General features: G+C 43.7%; 17 protein-coding genes. 9 read left to right on the plus strand and 8 right to left on the minus strand.

Translation table 11 applies throughout. The annotated features are described in order from the left end of the window. Positions 1-346: 346 nt before the first annotated feature. A complete protein-coding gene (locus tag NIT79A3_RS03100; protein WP_013964805.1) occupies positions 347-2,410 on the plus strand; it encodes a di-heme-cytochrome C peroxidase in 2,064 nt (687 codons plus the stop codon). A 50-nt stretch (positions 2,411-2,460) separates the two neighbouring features. Then, complete coding sequence (locus tag NIT79A3_RS03105; RefSeq protein ID WP_013964806.1) at positions 2,461-3,741, plus strand: cytochrome P450; 1,281 nt, start codon at positions 2,461-2,463, stop codon at positions 3,739-3,741. Between the two features lie 135 nt (positions 3,742-3,876). Here NIT79A3_RS03105 and NIT79A3_RS03110 read toward each other — a convergent pair whose 3' ends face one another. Further along, positions 3,877-4,068 (minus strand): hypothetical protein, encoded by a 192-nt coding sequence (locus NIT79A3_RS03110; protein WP_013964807.1) that lies wholly within the window; start codon positions 4,066-4,068, stop codon positions 3,877-3,879. A 167-nt stretch (positions 4,069-4,235) separates the two neighbouring features. On the opposite strand from NIT79A3_RS03110, the gene NIT79A3_RS03115 reads away from it, so the two are divergent. After that, positions 4,236-4,982, plus strand: coding sequence for a Mut7-C RNAse domain-containing protein (locus NIT79A3_RS03115; RefSeq protein ID WP_013964808.1), 747 nt, complete (start codon positions 4,236-4,238; stop codon positions 4,980-4,982). A gap of 278 nt (positions 4,983-5,260) precedes the next feature. Continuing rightward, positions 5,261-6,307 (plus strand): hypothetical protein, encoded by a 1,047-nt coding sequence (locus tag NIT79A3_RS03120; RefSeq protein WP_156796999.1) that lies wholly within the window; start codon positions 5,261-5,263, stop codon positions 6,305-6,307. 94 nt (positions 6,308-6,401) lie between these two features. Here the strand turns inward: NIT79A3_RS03120 and NIT79A3_RS03125 are convergent, their stop codons facing one another. Beyond that, a complete protein-coding gene (locus NIT79A3_RS03125) occupies positions 6,402-6,842 on the minus strand; it encodes a pyrimidine dimer DNA glycosylase/endonuclease V (RefSeq protein ID WP_013964810.1) in 441 nt (146 codons plus the stop codon). A 246-nt stretch (positions 6,843-7,088) separates the two neighbouring features. Here NIT79A3_RS03125 and NIT79A3_RS03130 point away from each other — a divergent pair, with 246 nt between their 5' ends. The 3 genes from NIT79A3_RS03130 to NIT79A3_RS18995 all read left to right on the plus strand — a co-directional run bounded on the left by NIT79A3_RS03130 (position 7,089) and on the right by NIT79A3_RS18995 (position 8,114). Next, a complete protein-coding gene (locus NIT79A3_RS03130) occupies positions 7,089-7,646 on the plus strand; it encodes a pyruvate-binding protein (protein ID WP_348225699.1) in 558 nt (185 codons plus the stop codon). Continuing rightward, positions 7,637-7,708 (plus strand): hypothetical protein, encoded by a 72-nt coding sequence (locus NIT79A3_RS19285; RefSeq protein ID WP_348225758.1) that lies wholly within the window; start codon positions 7,637-7,639, stop codon positions 7,706-7,708. Before NIT79A3_RS03130 ends, NIT79A3_RS19285 begins: the two co-directional genes overlap by 10 nt. Positions 7,709-7,940: 232 nt before the next feature. Next, entirely contained in the window at positions 7,941-8,114 is a 174-nt protein-coding gene (locus tag NIT79A3_RS18995; protein WP_013964812.1) for a hypothetical protein, read from the plus strand. A 30-nt stretch (positions 8,115-8,144) separates the two neighbouring features. Here NIT79A3_RS18995 and lspA read toward each other — a convergent pair whose 3' ends face one another. The 3 genes from lspA to NIT79A3_RS03145 are packed head-to-tail and all read right to left on the minus strand — an operon-like array spanning position 8,145 to position 12,466. Beyond that, a complete protein-coding gene (gene lspA / locus NIT79A3_RS03135) occupies positions 8,145-8,636 on the minus strand; it encodes a signal peptidase II (protein WP_013964813.1) in 492 nt (163 codons plus the stop codon). Positions 8,637-8,669: 33 nt separating this feature from the next. Then, positions 8,670-11,477: an isoleucine--tRNA ligase gene (gene ileS, locus NIT79A3_RS03140; protein ID WP_013964814.1), complete on the minus strand. Its 2,808-nt coding sequence runs from the start codon at positions 11,475-11,477 to the stop codon at positions 8,670-8,672. 41 nt (positions 11,478-11,518) lie between these two features. Further along, a complete protein-coding gene (locus NIT79A3_RS03145; RefSeq protein WP_041360492.1) occupies positions 11,519-12,466 on the minus strand; it encodes a bifunctional riboflavin kinase/FAD synthetase in 948 nt (315 codons plus the stop codon). Between the two features lie 146 nt (positions 12,467-12,612). Here NIT79A3_RS03145 and NIT79A3_RS03150 point away from each other — a divergent pair, with 146 nt between their 5' ends. Together NIT79A3_RS03150 and slmA are read left to right on the plus strand one after the other, a co-directional pair. Continuing rightward, a complete protein-coding gene (locus tag NIT79A3_RS03150) occupies positions 12,613-13,728 on the plus strand; it encodes an ISAs1 family transposase (protein WP_013964816.1) in 1,116 nt (371 codons plus the stop codon). Between the two features lie 166 nt (positions 13,729-13,894). Continuing rightward, a complete protein-coding gene (gene slmA, locus NIT79A3_RS03155; RefSeq protein WP_013964817.1) occupies positions 13,895-14,497 on the plus strand; it encodes a nucleoid occlusion factor SlmA in 603 nt (200 codons plus the stop codon). Positions 14,498-14,518: 21 nt separating this feature from the next. Here the strand turns inward: slmA and moeB are convergent, their stop codons facing one another. The 3 genes from moeB to NIT79A3_RS03170 are packed head-to-tail and all read right to left on the minus strand — an operon-like array spanning position 14,519 to position 17,861. Beyond that, positions 14,519-15,292: a molybdopterin-synthase adenylyltransferase MoeB gene (moeB, locus tag NIT79A3_RS03160; RefSeq protein ID WP_013964818.1), complete on the minus strand. Its 774-nt coding sequence runs from the start codon at positions 15,290-15,292 to the stop codon at positions 14,519-14,521. Positions 15,293-15,304: 12 nt separating this feature from the next. Further along, complete coding sequence (locus NIT79A3_RS03165; protein WP_013964819.1) at positions 15,305-16,735, minus strand: S41 family peptidase; 1,431 nt, start codon at positions 16,733-16,735, stop codon at positions 15,305-15,307. A gap of 46 nt (positions 16,736-16,781) precedes the next feature. Continuing rightward, positions 16,782-17,861: a peptidoglycan DD-metalloendopeptidase family protein gene (locus NIT79A3_RS03170; protein ID WP_348225700.1), complete on the minus strand. Its 1,080-nt coding sequence runs from the start codon at positions 17,859-17,861 to the stop codon at positions 16,782-16,784. Positions 17,862-17,947 lie beyond the last annotated feature (86 nt).

A 17,947-nucleotide genomic window follows, 5' to 3' on the forward strand; every position in this document is an offset into this window, starting at 1 on the left:
TATCCATGATATCGGTGTCTGTTTTGCAGCGCAGCTAATATTTGCTCTGTTTTGTTTAATTGCAGCAAAATTTTTGCTGGTTTGGCAGTCAGATTGTTAGTATTGCTGTTATCAGCGACGGATTCTTAATATAATCAGGAATTGTTGCAGCACTTAAAAAAATACAATTCACCAAGATTGAGATATCGGCACGGGCCTCGAATAGAAATAATCCAGGATTATGTAATGTGAGGAGCAAGAAGTCATTACACGATCAATTAATAGATTCAGAAATTAGCATTACCATGCATGTGTTTTTGTTCTTGAAAATACTGATTAATAAATTCAAGTAAGAAGGGGTATCATCGTGAAACAATATTTCATATCGTCAAAAAAACGGTTTTTATTTCTTTATTCAGCCTCGGCTCTCCTCATCGGAATACTATCTGGCTGTAAGGTGGGCCTAATTCCAGAGGCTGAGCAGAGTCGCTACGCAGCTACAGTTGAGCAAGATCAATTAGGTGATAGTTATAAAGAGGTCAAGTACCTTGATCAAGGTTGGAATGCTGCCGACAGCTTGTGGTTTTACTACACCACACAAGGATCAAACCTGATGCCTTATGATTTCTTCCTAGCACTGGAAAAGGCGGGAGAATCTCAGCTTTTCCGCTCTGATGCAAATATGAATTTCTATCGTTATTTGCCCCAGAAGGCCTCACCGGGTAACCCAGATGCGCTGCCGGTTGGATGGGTCAAGGATGACTACAAAGGCAAAGAGTATGTTGGTTTAACTTGCGCCGCATGCCATACCGGGCAAGTAAACTATAACGGTGTGGGTATCCGTATTGATGGCGGTCCGGCCACCGCGGATATGGAAAACATCATGAAAGATATCGCAAAAGCTTTGAAATATACGCGTGAAAATGCAGAAGCCTCGCAGCGGTTTGTCAAAAATGTCTTGGCAAAAGGCAATTACAAATCGGAAGCCGCAATACTGGCTGATCTAAAAAAGTATGAACAGCGCATTTACGATTATACCGTGATCAATCATAGCCCAACTGCCTATGGTTATGCACGACTGGATGCGTTTGGACGTATTTATAATCGTGTGCTTGAACATATCATCAATGAAAGAGAGTTGAGAGAGCTGTTGCGTGATCCTAAGGTCATGCGAGATCAAGTGATGACTAAGGAACAAATCGACGAGATCATACCAAAGGACGTAGGTAAAGTGATGTCGGGAGAGCAACGTGATCATGTGATGGAACGCCTTAGCAAGCATCTCACTAAATGGCAATTAGGGCGATTGCGTCATGCATTGTTCAACGCACCTGACGCACCTGTTAGCTATCCATTCTTATGGGATATCGCCCAACACGATTATGTGCAATGGAATGGGATAGCCGACAATGCTGGTTTAGGGCCAATTGGTCGAAATGCGGGTGAAGTGATTGGCGTATTTGGCACACTTGACTGGAAGGAAGAAAAAAGAACGACATTATCATCAATTATCGGCGGACAAAGCGATGGCATCACGCAAGTCAGCTTTGATTCTTCCATTAATGTGCAAAACTTGCACAGAATTGAATCACACCTGATGAAATTAAATTCTCCTGAATGGCCAGAGGAGATTCTTGGCGAGATCAATAGGGAAAAAGCTGCTCGGGGTAAAACATTGTTTGACGAGTATTGCGAGGCCTGTCATGCCAGGATTGATCGTGAGGATCCAAATCGGCGTATCATCGCTAATATGACAAAAGTGAATTTTGTAGGAACGGATTCCGCTATGGCTAAAAACAGTTTCGCTGCTCAGGGCTATTCTGGCATTTTGCGCAACCAGTATGTAGGCCTTGGTGTAGGTAATATTTTACTGGATAAGCAGGCTCCTGTTGCGGCCTTGCTGACTCAAGCAACTAGAAATGTGGTGGCTACTCCTGATCCCGATAAATGGTTTTTCCAACGTTGGACGGATTGGATTGTTAATCTTGCAAAAGCATTTTATGAAAACGAGATTAAATCTTCCATTAAGCATGGCAATTATGATCCGGATACTACAGTTAATCCATTGGCCTCACTGAATGCCTATAAGGGACGATCTTTGAATGGTATCTGGGCAACGGCACCTTATTTACACAATGGTTCTGTACCATCTCTTTATGATTTGTTACTACCCAAAAAACGTGAAGGTGATCCGGAAGAGGGTGAATACCGTCCTGATCAATTTAAAGTTGGATCACGCGAATTTGATCCGATAAAAGTCGGATTAAAGAGTAATGATAAGGGATTTACTTTTGATACCAGTTTTCCTGGTAATAGCAATGCTGGTCACGAATATACATCCGGCAAAACAGCTCAGCCTAATGGAGAGATTTTAAAGCCACTCAGCAAAGAACAGAAGCTCGATTTGCTGGAATATTTAAAAACGCTGTAGTTCGAGTAATTTCTTCAACAGTCCTTTATTAATGAACAAGGGGTAATGAAATGAATACGAGTACAAGCTATCTTGAACAGTATGATGCAACAGCTGATGCAGAGAAATTTCCATTAGTACGCCGCTGGATGGATACAGAGCCTTTGCCATTTTTTAAGGAGTTACGCGCCAAGCGCCCCATATTGGTGACTCCCGACTGTACGTTGGTTACCCGATTTGATGATGTCAGAGAAATACTGACTATGTACAAAGTTTTTACGGTCAAGCCTTATGTTCCAAAAATGGATAACTACCTGATGGCGCATGATGACGATGCGCTGCACACCCGTGAAAAATCGCTGATGCAGTTTATGCTGAATCGTGATGATCTGCCAAGAGTGCGCAATATGGTTGCGGACATTGCCGGGGGAATTCTCGGTCAAGCTAATGGAAAGATTGAGATTGTAAATAATTTCTGTCGTATGGTTCCGGCTACACTGGTACAAAAATATTTCGGGTTAACTGGGGCTAAAAGCGAGGATTTGATTGAATGGTCTTACTGGAATCAATACGATACCTTTCACAATCAGCCTTTCGACCTGCTGCCGCCAGAATTGTCGCAACGGATTATAGATCGGCATAACGAGACTTCCAAAAAGCTGGGAAGTTTTATCACCATGTTGATCGCAAAACGTCTTCTTGCGGTAAAAGCTGAAAAATTGACATTCTCAACAATCATTAAACTGCAAGACGATATTGTTACCAGAATGTTGCGGACCAGCTTTGCAAAAGAGCTGGATTTTGATATTAAGCGCTTGGGTGTTAATGCCGGTGGTCTGCTAATCGGGGCAATCGAGACAACCTCACAAGCAGTGGCGCAAGTGCTGCAGTATTTGTTTCAGCATGCAGAATGGTTGGTTAAAGCAAAAGCTGCTGCACAGAAGGAAGATCCCTCCGAATTAGATGGCATTGTCTGGGAGGCTTTGCGTTTTGTTCCGATCACTCCGTATTTATTTCGCACCACTGTAAGCGATTATACTGCTGCAAAAGGCACGGACTATGAAACAGTTCTGCGCGCCGGCACTCATGTTCTGCCGGTAACGCTATCCGCTACGTTTGATGAACGGGCATTTGATTCGCCGGAAGACTTTATTCCACAACGCAATTGGTATAACTATTTCCATTTTGGATTCGGCAGCCATGAGTGTTTGGGGCGTTACGTTGGCATGGTGATGATCCCAGAAATGGTGCGGCAAGTAATGTTAAGGAAAGATGTTGAACCAAAAGGCAATATAGACTACAAATCCGGCCCGTTCCCGGAATCGTATGATCTTTCATGGACTACACAATAAGACTCTTATTTTTTGCAGCAGTAAAACTGATTGATGTAAGGAAATGAACAGATAGTCATGTAAAACTCAGTGTTCTATAGCCCAAATTTGCTTGTGATTTTTAGCTGTAGAACACTGATAAAATTCCACTAGACTCTAGTAATTTGATTTTTCTGTGGTTGATCTGGCTTGGCCGCCACCTTCTTGATCGCCTGCAGGTATTTGATGGAAAGGTTGTATGGTTTTGCCGTAAGCATCAGGGTCGGGCGATTCTGGAGCTGTCGGTTTGCCACCGCAAGCGACTAAAGACAAAATTACTGACACTGCCAAAAAATGTGTGATTCTCATATAAAACCTTCTGAATATTAGTTGATAATTAGTTCTTTCGTTACAACGATTCCTAGAATACCGATTACAGTCATGGGAGACATTGATCTTAATCAAACCAGATCAACCTCGACGTCAAAAATCCATCGAATTTTTAGCTGCAGCTAATTTTTAGGGTAGTGTCATCAGTGGTGCAGATCAGAATACGTTTTTATCATTCATTAAACGACTTTATTGCGCCAGCGCTGAGTGCTACAGAGATTATTCATAAATTTGACCGGAAAGCCTCGATCAAGGACATGATCGAGTCATTTAATGTGCCGCACCCGGAAGTTGAACTGATTCTGGTCAATGGCATTGCGGTAAATTTTGACTATATTGTGCAGGATGGAGACAGCATCCAGGTTTATCCCGCCGATGGAAATCCTGAAGTCAAACGGTTATTGCCGCTTCGACCGGAATCATCACAACCGCCTGTGTTTGTTGTGGACGCAAATCTCGGAAAATTAGCACGCTATTTGAGGCTACTGGGATTTGATTGTTTGTATCGCAATGATTTCGGCGATGCCGCAGTGGCAACGATAGCCAGTGAGCAACAACGTACAGTGCTTACCCGGGATCGCTCATTATTGCAACGCAGCATTATTACTCACGGATATTTTGTCCGTGCGGATATACCTAAAATTCAAACTAGAGAAGTTTTGAAAAGATTCAATTTGTATCCTTTGATAAAACCACTGACACGCTGCACGCATTGTAATGGAAAATTAGCGGAAACCGGCAAACAACAAATCGAACATTGCCTAAAACCCTTGACAAGGAAATATTACGAAGAATTCCTGATTTGCCCGGAATGTGGCCAGATTTACTGGCAGGGTGGACATTATGTGCGCATAAAACTTCTGATTGATGAACTTTCCATAGAAAAATATTAGCTCCGTCCAATTTCTGATTGAAAATAATCTTTCATTGTAATTAGGATGCGCATCCTCATCAGCCTTTTATTCAGCACCCATTCAGATTCTGCTTGCTATGCTATTTTTAAATACAAAACATATTTGTTTTAATCGATTACTTGGCGGGCAATGCGTATGAACCTGACTGCAAAGGTAGTCGTTAAGTATAAGATTAATTTGTATTGTTTCATTATATTGTGATCGAGGTTGGTATGAAAAAATTCAAATTAACTTGCTTCGCCATCGCCATCTGCGGAATGCTTTTAGCAATTCCGGCAGGAGCCGAAGGAGATAGCGGAGGTTTCGATGGCGGAGGCTTCGACGGTGGTGACTACGGAGGCGAGTATGACGGAGGTTACGACTCCGGTGGCTATTCTGGTTATGGAGACTACGATCAAGGTAATTTTGATCAAAATGGTTACGATCAGAGTGATGCTTTCTATCAGGATGATGGATTTAATCAACCGGAGGATTCTGAGTTTGCCGATGACCCAGATCAAGGAGATAATTTTGATCAAACCGGTGCATTCGGCCAGTCCAATGATTCTTATCCGAGCGAAAGTGTAGATCAAAGTACTGGATCACAACAGAATGATGGATTTGCACAGGAGCCACTTCGAAACGAGCTTGCAACCGAGCCGGCAGCGTCTAATGCATCATCAGAGTCTGCGGGATCTGCTGGAATCGATCAATCGAGCCAGGACAATGGCGCTATACAGATAGATCAGACTACGCAAGACACTGGCGTCACTCAGGGTGATTCTTCGATTCAGACTGTGAATATTGAAAATACTAATACTGACCAGAATCAATACTCCGGACATGATCACCACGGTGGTGGGCACCATCATCATGGCGGATTTGATTCAGGGTTTGGGTTGGGCCTGGGTGTTGGGTTGGGATTTGGATTCGGTCCATGGGGTCCTTTCAGTCCATTTGCGCCTTTTGGAGGCTTTGGCTATTATGGTTTTGGTGTGCCGTTTAGCAGTTTTGGTTTTTACAGTAATCGGGTAGGTGTCGGACTTTATAATAATTACGTCGGTTTCGGACCATATCGCTATTTTGATCCCTACTATCCGCTAGGTGGCTATCCTGGGGTGGTTGCTGCAGCGCCGGTATTTTCGGCACCAATGGCTGTAACTCAATCTAGAGCACCAGCGTATGTGCAACAAAATGATGTTTCCAGACCCGCTCCGGTACAGAATAAAAATTATTGGCACTATTGCCGTAATCCTGAAGGATATTATCCCTATGTCAAGCAATGCGCGGGAGAATGGATAAAAGTTCCTCCGCAACCTTCTTGATTATTCCAATAAGCGTGTTTGAATGCCAAGGTAAAGCTTGTTTTTATTCAATTGAGTTTACCTTATAAAATTATTACACAAAGAAATAGCAACATTATTTGATAGGGCTGATTACTTCCCAATCTTCAATATTCCCCGCGGTTTCGTCAAAAATTGGATGAACGATTATGTCGCTTATTTCTTTAAATCGAGAATACCGCGGGGGATCTCTATCTTTTAGTTTTTTCAATAAGTGATTGAATTCGTATTCCAGTTGTCCGCTGGTGACAGTAATTTTTTCTGTAAAACTCTGATCGGTGATTTTATTTCTGTCAAAGTGATAACCGCGTTTTTCTGCTTCATCTGCCACAAACCCCAGATAAACAGCGATAGTGTCAATAGGATTTTTGGTATTTTTGAATCTTGTTAATTGAGGGTGATTTTTATATCCCTTGGTATCACCTCGCAAAACTTTCTGAGCTAAAAGACCTTCACGCCAAAGGGCTACCAAACCTTTAGCATCTAAATAATAGGGATGTATTGACCAAAGTCGCATAATTGAATTTACTTTGAGTGCATTCCGCAGGTTCAATCATACATATACATTTTCCTCTTAATTGCTCTTAATTATTGTTATTTCTACTATTCTGATAATACTCAGAATAGGGGGTAAGTATGAAAGCAAGATAACCTCATAATATATAGCTAATTTTTTATTCCAGATAAACTAAATCGTTCCGATATCAAGATGCATTGGCAAGAAACCAATAATTTACCCTTTACCCTTGAACAGGGGATAGCGATGAATAGTTTTTTGAAATATATGGCCAGCGCTTTATTTGCAACCCCGATGATAGCTTCGGCAGCCGTGGATCTAGTGGCGAACGGCGGCTTCGAAGCTGATTCGCAAGCGAGCGGTACCTGGAATATTTATAGTTCATTGACCGGTTGGACGGGTAGCCCAAACATCGAGCTGCGCAATAATGTTGCCGGAATTGCTTATGAAGGTGGCAACTTTATCGAATTGGATACCTATTCAAACAGTTCGATGGCACAGTTCTTAATCGGCACTCCTGGTCTGTATCAACTGAGTTTCTGGTATTCCGCCCGTCCGGGTACGGGCGCCACTAATGACCTCACATTTACATTTGATGGATCCGCCCCCGTAACTGTGTTGAATAGCGCTACTAATGGAGGAAATGATCAGAATTGGTTAAATTATTCGACAGTCATTAACTTCGATGGAAATGGCTTGCTCACTTTTAACGCTATTGGAGCTAGCGATGGTTACGGTGGCTCGCTTGATATGGTTTCGTTTACGAGTCCTATACCCGATCAGATACCTACGTCATGCTGTTAGCTGGACTGGGATTGTTGGGCTTCGTCGCGCGCCGCAAGAAAAAACATTTGATCAGAGATTAGATTTGTTCTAAGAAACCCTGTCTTAGAGATGGGGGTAGTGCCGATACTAAAGTATACGAAGCCGGGCTAACGATGATTTATATGTTTGGGATAAGGGTAATGAAGAATGATAAGGTGGTTGCAGGCTTGTTCAATATTCTATAGTCTGTATGCGATTCACAAAATCTGCCGCAAAAAGGTTTTAGTTAGCTTCATGTAATCATTAAGATATCATTTTGTACAGGAATTCAGAATGAAGAAAAAACAGATAGCAAACGCGATTGCTTTCCTGATGTTACTGCCTCTGTTATCAGGTTGTTGGACTCTAGTTGCTGTCGGCGCAGGTGCTTATGGCGGGTATAAAATGAAAGAGAATGGCTATACCCTACAAAACCCGATTACCAAGGAAAAGAAATCGAGCAAATAAGATTTATAGTGGTAAGGGCTTAGCCAATGGCTACTTAACCTTTTCTTTAGAATTTTCTGAATCTTCCTTGTGCCGGAAACTTTCATATATCATCAGCGCAGCACCGATAAAAATGGCAGAATCTGCGATATTGAATGCTGGCCAGTGATAAGTGCCGAGGTAAAAATCCAGAAAATCGACCACATGACCCAGCGTGATGCGGTCATATAAATTCCCTAAAGCGCCACCCAGGATCAAGCTCAGCGACATACAGAATAATTTCTCATGTTTGTATTTATTGAGCAGGTAGATGATCAGTAAGGCAGCGCTACCTGCGATTGCGCTTAGGAACCAACGCTGCCAGCCGGATTCCTCGCTCAGAAAGCTGAAAGCTGCGCCGGGATTGTAGGTCAGCACGAGGTTAAAAAAACCGGTCAATGGGATTTTCTGCCCAAATTCCAATGCAGACTCTACCCAATATTTACTGGCGAGATCCAGTACCAGAACGATCAAGGCAATGGTCAGACTAATGTAAAGTTTCATGGTGAGAAATTTCCGGTAAATAAGTGTAGGCTTTTACGCGTAGTGACGTTCTTCGCCGCTGCCATAAAGATTGGCGACGCAACGTTCGCACAAGGTGGAATGTTCCGCATGATGCCCGACATCCCGGCGATAATGCCAACAGCGTTCGCATTTTGCATGTGTGCTGGATACTACATCAATCCTTTCCTGTTGCGGGCCACTAACCTGAATCAGATGGACTTCAGAAACAATCAACACGAAGCGCAAATCATCGCCCAGTGCTTTGAGTAGGGTGAAATCGTCACTGTTGGCGCGTATCTCAACTGTCGCTGCCAATGAGGAACCGATTTCTCCCTGTGCGCGGGAATCTTCCAATTTTTTTAGCACTTGCGAACGTAAAGTGCGTGTTCTTGACCAGCGTTGCTGTAATAACTGGGTATCCGGCTGCGCTGGAAAGCTGTGCCAGTGATGCAACAGCACGCTGCCTTCTGTGTCGCCGGTCAGATGTTCCCATATTTCTTCCGAAGTAAAGCTCAGAATGGGAGCAAACAGGCGCACCAGGCTATGCGCGATATGGTATAGCGCGGTTTGTGCCGAGCGGCGTGGTGTGCCTTTGGCTGCTGCTGTGTACAAGCGATCCTTGAGGATATCCAGATAGAAGCCGCCCAAGTCTTCAGAACAGAAATTGTGCAATTTATGCACCACTTGATGAAATTCATAACGTTGATAGCTTTGTGTCAAATCTTCTTGGAAAGAATCGGTAAACGCCAGCATATAGCGGTCAATCTCCAGGCAATCAGTGACGGCAACCAGATCGTTCTGCGGGTTAAAGTCCATGAGATTGGCGAGTAAAAAGCGCAGTGTATTACGGATGCGCCGATAGCTCTCGACTACTCGTTTCAGAATTTCTTCGGAAATGGAAAGTTCACCGGAATAATCGGTTGAAGCCACCCATAAACGCAAAATATCGGCACCGGAAGTATCCATCACTTTCTGCGGTGCGATGACGTTTCCTTTGGATTTGCTCATTTTGTGACCGCTGCCATCCACCACAAATCCGTGTGTGAGTAGCGCATCATATGGGGCTCTGGCATCAATGGCGCAACCGGTCAGCAGCGAAGACTGGAACCAGCCGCGATGCTGGTCGGAGCCTTCAAGATAGAGATCAGCCGGGTATTTGAGTTGAGCATTCGGCTTAACGACAGTGTCGTGCGTGGTGCCAGAATCAAACCAAACATCCAGCGTATCGGTTAGTTTCTTGTAATCCCTGGCTTCTTCCCCAAGCAATTCAGCAGCATCAAGTGCAAACCAGGCTTCAATGCCCTGCTGTTCGATTTTTTGCGCCACTTGCTCGAGTAATTCGAGTGATCGTGGATGCGGCAAAAGGGTTTCTTTATGCACAAAAAATGTCATTGGAACGCCCCAGTTACGTTGGCGTGAAACGCACCAATCCGGGCGGTTCTTAATCATCGCCTCCAGGCGGGCCTTGCCCCATGTCGGGTAAAAAGTAGTGGTGTCAACAGCTCGCATGGCCAGTTCACGCAGGGTTTGTTTCTGCGCGGCTGCATCAATTTTACCGTGCAGATTCAGGCCAATAAACCATTGTGGGGTAGCACGAAAAATGATGGGTGTTTTGTGACGCCAGCAGTGCGGATAGCTGTGATCGATTTTTCTCAGGCAAAATAGATGCCCGCTGGTTTTGAGTGTATCTATGACGATATCGTTGGCTTTCCACACCGAAAGACCGCCGACCAAAGGGGTGTTGGTATTAAACTTGCCATTGCCGTCAACCGGGCTTTCGCTGGGTAAGCCATAATTCTGGCCGACAAAATAGTCATCCAAACCATGTGCTGGTGCTGTATGCACAAGGCCAGTGCCGGCTTCCAACGTAACATGCTCGCCGCAAATTATTTTAACCGTGCGCGGTTCAAACGGGTGTTGTAGTTTTAAATTTTCAAGACTGATTCCCGTGCAAGGGATACCATTGTGCTCAATGGCGGTCAAGCCGTAGCGCTCCAGACAAGCTTGCTTCAGTTCGGCTGCGAGGATCAGCCAGCCGCGTGTTGTTTTTATCAGTTCATAAACAAAATCTGGGTGAACGCTGACCGCCTGGTTGGCCGGTAGTGTCCAGGGCGTGGTAGTCCAGATGATGGCATAAACGGTGTCATTTTCAGGGATCAAGATGCCAAAGATATCGCAGAGAGATCGGTGCTCGGACGATTGCACGGTAAAACCTACATCAATCGCGGGTGAGGTTTTATCTTCATATTCCACTTCGGCTTCAGCCAGTGCGGAGCCGCAATCAATACACCAATTGACCGGTTTTTGACCCTGATACAGATAGCCGTTCTGATAAATTTTTCCCAGTGCGCGAATAATGCCAGCTTCTGTTTTGAAATTCATCGTGAGATAGGGATTATCCCAATCACCAAGCACGCCGAGGCGGATGAAATCAGCTTTCTGGCGCTCTACCTGTTCCTTAGCGAAAGCGCGGCAAAGCTCGCGCACTTTATCAGCCGGTAAGTGCTTGCCATGTTTTTTTTCAATCTGATGCTCAATGGGTAACCCATGGCAATCCCAGCCCGGAATATACGGTGCATCGAAACCAGCCAGTGTTTTGCTTTTGATGATGATATCTTTGAGAATTTTATTGACCGCATGACCGATGTGAATGTCGCCGTTGGCATAAGGGGGACCGTCGTGCAGAATGAATTTGGGGCGCCCTTTGCTGACGGAGCGGATTTTTTGATACAGATTCTTTTCTTGCCAGGCCTTTAGCATGCCCGGTTCACGGCTGGCCAGATTGCCGCGCATGGGGAAGGGTGTGTCGAGTAAATTGAGGGTTTTCTTATAGTCAGTCATGAAATGTAGAATTAGTGGGTTAAAGGACGTTACCGGCTACTTTAAAGGTTTTGAACTGTGAGAAGAAATTCTTTTGCTTGCACGACATCTTTATTAATTTGAACGATGAGTGTGTCAATATCCGCATATTTTTCTTCGTCACGCAGCTTGTGCAGAAAATCAACTTGTAAATGTTGTCCATAAATGTCCTGATTAAAGTCAAACAAATGTACTTCCAATACGGGTTTGCCATTTTCATGGATTGTCGGTCTTACGCCCAGACTGGCAACACCGGGAAGTACGGTTTCAGGAGATGCTTTCATGGCACCGTGTACGGTAACAACAAAAATGCCTGAGAGTGGCGGGTGATTATATTTCAACTGAATATTCGCTGTCGGGAATCCGATTTGTTTGCCTAATTTATCACCATCAATCACACGCCCACTGATGCTGTAAGGCCTTCCCAGTAATTTCCTGGCCTGATTGAGATTGCCAGCAGCCAGCGCTTGCCGCGTAGCAGTGCTTGAAATGCGCTGATCGTCTATGGCGACACTGGGCATGGCTTCTACGGTAAAACCATTTGCTGATGAATAGGCTTGCAGCATGGCAAAATCACCCGCGCGTCGTGCACCAAAACGAAAATCATCTCCAACAAGCAACCAGCGGACAGATAGCTCCCGGTTCAGAATGCGCGTAATAAATTGTTCTGGACTAATTCTGGCGAAATCATAATTGAAGCGGCAGACATGGATGCAATCGACTTCTGCTTGGATTAAGTATTTCAGTTTCTCGCGCAGGCTGGTCAAGCGGGCAGGTGCCTGATCTGGCGCAAAAAACTCACGTGGATGGGGTTCAAAGGTCATCACGCAGGCGGGTAGCCCAAGCCGCTTGGCAACATCCTTCAGACGGATAAGCATTGCTTGATGGCCTAAATGGACACCATCAAAATTGCCTATGGTCAGTGCAACCGGCGTTTTGCCGCGTATCAATGACCTTCGCCAAGTATGCATGAGCATGAAACCCTAAAATTACTAATTTTAGCTTGTTTAAGGCAAACAGGTCTAGTTCATACCTGGTTATTATCAGGGCAATCGGGCTAAAAGAGGCTTGAAAACAGAAACAAGATGAGGTATTAGCTTTATCATTTTGATTTCAAATGATAGAGAAACCGATAGCGTCAATTATCCATCACTTTTCAAGCATTGAAGACCCGAGAGTAGACAGGCAAAAGAAACACCAGTTACAGGATATATTTTTTATCGCCTTATGCGCTGTTATCTGTGGGGCGGACAATTGGGTGGCTATTGAAGAATTTGGCAAAGCCAAGATAGACTGGTTCACTAAATTGCTTGGTTTGCAGCATGGGATACCCGCGCATGATACCTTTGGAGATGTTTTTGCAGCGATAGACAATGAACAGTTTGGCGAGTGTTTTTCCAACTGGGTGTCTGACTTAGCCAGTCTGACTGAAGGAGAAGTCATTGCAATTGATGGTAAATGCTTAAGGCGTAGCATTGATAAGGCTTCAAGAAAGGCAGCTATCCATATGGTCAGTGCATGGGCGCAGCACAATAGCCTGGTCTTGGGTCAGGTTAAAGTGGACAATAAATCCAATGAAATTACGGCCATTCCCAAGCTGTTATCGCGACTGAATATTGCAGGAAGTGTGATTACAGTTGATGCCATGGGTTGCCAGAAAAGAATTGCTCAGCAGATTATTCAACAAGGTGGCGATTATGTCTTGAGCCTGAAGGGCAACCAGGGTAACTTACATGAAGATGTTGCCACGTATTTTACCTCGCAGTTATCGCCTGAAGCCGCCATGGTGACTGTTGATGGGGATCATGGACGCATTGAAACACGTACTATCTGTGTGACAGATGAGATCGCATGGTTAAAAGAACGTCATGCTTGGGCAGGACTACAAAGTATCATTGCGGTTACAGCAACAAGAGAATCAGAAAATAGAATCACCGGGGAAACGCGTTATTTCATCAGTAGTCTGAGCGCCAATAATCCGGCTAAACTGGAACATGCTGTTCGCGCTCATTGGGCTATCGAGAACAATTTACATTGGGTGCTTGATATTGCTTTTGATGAAGATAGCAACCGGACACGCAAAGGCCATAGTGCAGCCAATCTTGCCACTATCAGACATATTGCTTTAAACCTGATAAATAAAGAAAAAATATCAAAAGTCGGTGTAAAAATAAAACGATTAAAGGCCGGTTGGAATAATGATTATTTGCTCCGCATTATTGGAGTAATTTAAGCCCGATTGCCCTGTGGTTATTATGACTATTGATTTCGAATGACTATTGAGTATTTGCCAAATAGTCCAACTGTGAGTAATCTGAATAAAACTAGAATAGTTTTTGCGCCGGTCTGTTAATTTGTTATATTCCATCTATTGCCTTTGTTTCTTTGCGGTTACCCAATTGAAGCCTTCATATCAGCCAAAAAAATCCAGTGAAAGAGAAGATCAGATCCTACAGGCGTTGGCCAGGATGCTGGAGTATCCGCAGAGAAAAAGGATTACTACCGCAGCGTTAGCCGCTCAGCTGGAAATTTCAGAATCATCTCTGTATCGCTGCTTTTCTAATAAGTCGCAGATGTTTGAAGCTTTGATTGAATTTATTGAGCGAACATTGTTTGTGCTGATTAACAAAATTCTGCAAGAGGAAAATTGTGGCATAAAGCAGATCGAAAAATTATTGTTATTGTTATTAGGTTTTTCACAAAAAAATCCGGGCATGACGCGTATCTTGATCGGTGATGTGCTGGTGAATGAGAATGAACATTTGCAGTTACGTATTAATCAGTTGCATGATCGGTTGGAAGCTACTTTAAAGCAGGCGTTACGGTTTGCTGTTAGCGAGCAACAAATAAAAACCAATTTTGATGCTGCTGCGCAAGCCAATTTATTCATGTGCTTTGTTGTTGGCCGCTGGTATCAGTTTGTGAAAAGTGAGTTCAGGCGTGATCCACTTGCAAACTGGGAGGTGCAGAGGCTGAATTTACTTCCTGCAGAACTTCGCTAAAGCAAAAAAATCAACGGCTCATTAGACATCAGTATCAGCAGATACTGATGAATGACACACCGAACAGGCTGGATCTTTGTGCAGCTTGATTGTGCGCCAATTCATGGTGAGGCTATCTAATAACAGCAATCTGCCATTCAGACTTTCTCCAATATTTAACAGGATTTTTAGTGTCTCTGCAGCCTGCATGCAGCCGATAATCCCTACCAGCGGCGAGAATACGCCCATGATTGCACAAGGCATATCTTCCTGTTCTCCGTAGATAATGGGATATAAACAGTGATAACAAGGGCTGTCGGCATGGCGCAAATCAAATGTGCTGACTTGACCATCAAAACGTACTACAGCACCGGAAATCAAAGGTTTCTTTTGAGTAACACAAGCTTGATTAACGGCATAGCGGGTGCTGAAGTTATCGCTGGCGTCGACTACGGCATCCACTCCTGTGACAAGTTGTAATAGTTTTGTCGTGCCGGCGTGTTCCTGGATTGCGAGGACGCTGACTTCCGGATTAATTCTGTTGAGTGTTTGCTTTGCTGAGAGGACTTTTGCTAGGCCGATTGAATTGCTGTCATGGATAATTTGCCGCTGTAAGTTGGTAAGATCAACCTGATCACCATCACAAATGATCAGGTTACCTACTCCACTGGCAGCAAGATACAGCGCTATAGGAGAACTTAAACCGCCAGCGCCGACAATTAATACACGTGCGTGATTGAGTTTCTCCTGCCCCGCAATATCAATTTGCGGGAGCAGGATATGACGGCTATACCGAAGTAACTGGTTATCATTCACGATCCTTGTGAATCAGCTATCGCTTTCATCGGTCTTTTTTTCAGGTGGTGCAGTAATACCCTTAAAGTAATTCATGGCTTGTGTTAGTAAAAGATCATCTGCAGAGCCAAATTCGATAGGGGTTCTATCTTTCTTGTCTTTAGCCTTATTTGCTTTTTTCTTGCTTACAGGTTTTTGAACTGCTTTGTCTGTATCAGAGTCCGTTTTTTTTGTTTCCGTTTTTTTACCGCTCGATAGATGGCGATTCAGATCTGCTTCACGCAGGCGCTGATCATCACCACTATCGGCTTCATCCAGAATATCGGGAGTAATTCCTTTTGCCTGGATCGATTGGCCATTGGGGGTATAGTAGCGCGCGGTAGTTAATTTGATCGCTGTATTATTTCCTAATGGTAATATCGTTTGAACAGAGCCTTTACCAAACGTTTGCGATCCCATGACTACAGAGCGTTTATGATCTTGCAAGGCGCCTGCTACAATTTCTGATGCTGAAGCAGAACCTCCGTTGACCAATGTAATCATCGGTACGGTTTTGACTTCAGAAGGAAGATCCTTTAAATAATCTTCATCAGGTCCTCGCAGATAATACTCAGGATTGGCGTGCAATTTCATTTTCGCATCGGGACTGCGTCCTTCCGTGTATACAACCAGTGCATTTTCTGGCAGAAAAGCGGCTGATACAGCGACAGCACCATTCAGTAATCCACCTGGATCATTGCGCAGATCCAGTATTAGTCCTTTCATAGATCCAGTATTTTCTGCAAAAAGTGTCCTAATCGCTTGCGCGAGATTCTCGCCGGTTTGTTCTTGAAACTGTGTGATGCGGATATACGCATACCCAGGCTCGATCATTTTCGATTTGACACTCTGGATTTTTATGATGTCACGCACTAGATTAAACACCAGCGGTTCTGTTTCACCTTCCCGCACAATGGTAATCTTTATGGAAGTATTCGGTTTGCCACGCATGAGTTTAATTGCATCATTCAGTGTCATGCCTTTTACAACGGTGTCATCCAGTTTAACTATTAAATCGCCGGTTTTGATACCTGCACGAAATGCGGGAGTATCTTCAATTGGTGAAATTACTTTTACGACGCCGTCTTCCATGGTGACCTGGATGCCTAAACCGCCGAATTCACCTTGCGTTCCGATTTGTAGTTCCTTGTAATCGTCTTTGTCGAGGTAGGATGAATGGGGATCCAATCCGACCAGCATGCCATTGATAGCTTCAGTAATCAGTTTTTTGTCTTCCACAGATTCGACATAATCACTTTTGATGCGACCGAATACCTGAGCGAATGTACGTAATTCTTCGATCGGCAGCGGATGGATCGCCTCGATATTATCTTTCTTGGCAATAGCAGAGAAATTCAAACTGAGCATTATTCCAGCGATTGCGCCAATTAGAATTAAACCTGTTTTCTTGACTACGTTACTCATTATGCTATCTCCGCACTGATCAAAATTATGTAAATGGCCGCTACGTTTATTCTATTTTTATCCACGTCAAAGGGTCAAACGGCTTACCTCCATGACGAAGTTCAAAGTATAAACCTGAATCTGCATTACCACCGCTATTTCCAACTGTTGCAATCGTATCGCCGCTACGAATAGTATCACCCACTTGTTTATGGAGTGTTGCGTTGTTGCCATAAAGACTCATATAGTTGTTTCCATGATCCAGAATTATCAGATTGCCAAAACCTCGCAACCAGTCTGCAAATACCACTCTACCACCTGAGATGGCTTTAACATCACTTCCATCGGGTGATTGAATGAACAGTCCTTTCCATGAAACATACTTACCTGAGCGTTGACCACCAAAAGTGTTCACAAGTTTCCCTCGCACGGGTAAATTTAATTTGCCTTTAAGCGTTGAGAATGGAGAACCTGTCGTAGAAGCATCTGGGAGCTTATTGTTAATCAATGTGCTCGTAGATTTTTCTTGAACAAGTAATTTATTTATCTCATCAACTAAATTGGTTATGCGCTTTTCATCACTCTCGAGTTTATTAATTTCACGTTGCTGTTGGGTAATTTGACCAGATACCTGCGAGAGTATAATCTGGTGTTTGGCTTTTTCTTGCTCAAGTTTTTTACGTTGACTGAAATACTCGGCTTGATTAGCAGTGATTTCTTCTTTTTTTTGACGGCTGGTTTGCGTTAGTGTCTCAATTTCATCTTGATCATTCTGAAGATTCTTGATAATACCCGAAAGAGTAAGTGAAAGTTGCTGATAATAATAGATATCCCGTGCAATCTGATTAGGGTTTTGCTGATTTAACACTAATCTTAAATAATCTTGCTGCCCCCCAACATATTGTTGATAGAGCAATCTTTCTAATTGATTTCGTTCTGATTCGATTTTGCTTCTGATTTGATTGTGTTGTATTTGCAGTTGCTTGTATTCTTCATTGGCTTGGCGGTCAGTCTCAATGAGCTTGCTCAATCTGTGCGTGATATTGCTGATTGCACGCTCAGTTTCTTGTAATGTATCCGTTGTGTCCTGTTTTAACGCTTCCTTGTTTGTTAAATCTTTTTGCAGGGATTGGATGCGTTCACGCAACAGCTTAAGATTCTCTTGATTGTTCGAAAATGCTGAGAGCGGACAGAAAAAGATCAAAACGCATATCATCAGCATCAACTGAATAT

The organism is Nitrosomonas sp. Is79A3, from assembly GCF_000219585.1.
GTDB lineage: Bacteria > Pseudomonadota > Gammaproteobacteria > Burkholderiales > Nitrosomonadaceae > Nitrosomonas.

Bases quoted from the DNA above. Each gene is read 5' to 3' on its own strand.
- NIT79A3_RS03105 (WP_013964806.1), top strand. From the start codon at position 2,461: ATGAATACGAGTACAAGCTATCTTGAACAGTATGATGCAACAGCTGAT.
- NIT79A3_RS03110 (WP_013964807.1), bottom strand. From the start codon at position 4,068: ATGAGAATCACACATTTTTTGGCAGTGTCAGTAATTTTGTCTTTAGTC.
- NIT79A3_RS03120 (WP_156796999.1), top strand. From the start codon at position 5,261: ATGCTTTTAGCAATTCCGGCAGGAGCCGAAGGAGATAGCGGAGGTTTC.
- NIT79A3_RS03125 (WP_013964810.1), bottom strand. From the start codon at position 6,842: ATGCGACTTTGGTCAATACATCCCTATTATTTAGATGCTAAAGGTTTG.
- NIT79A3_RS03130 (WP_348225699.1), top strand. From the start codon at position 7,089: ATGAATAGTTTTTTGAAATATATGGCCAGCGCTTTATTTGCAACCCCG.
- NIT79A3_RS18995 (WP_013964812.1), top strand. From the start codon at position 7,941: ATGAAGAAAAAACAGATAGCAAACGCGATTGCTTTCCTGATGTTACTG.
- lspA (WP_013964813.1), bottom strand. From the start codon at position 8,636: ATGAAACTTTACATTAGTCTGACCATTGCCTTGATCGTTCTGGTACTG.
- ileS (WP_013964814.1), bottom strand. From the start codon at position 11,477: ATGACTGACTATAAGAAAACCCTCAATTTACTCGACACACCCTTCCCC.
- NIT79A3_RS03145 (WP_041360492.1), bottom strand. From the start codon at position 12,466: ATGCATACTTGGCGAAGGTCATTGATACGCGGCAAAACGCCGGTTGCA.
- NIT79A3_RS03150 (WP_013964816.1), top strand. From the start codon at position 12,613: ATGATAGAGAAACCGATAGCGTCAATTATCCATCACTTTTCAAGCATT.
- NIT79A3_RS03165 (WP_013964819.1), bottom strand. From the start codon at position 16,735: ATGAGTAACGTAGTCAAGAAAACAGGTTTAATTCTAATTGGCGCAATC.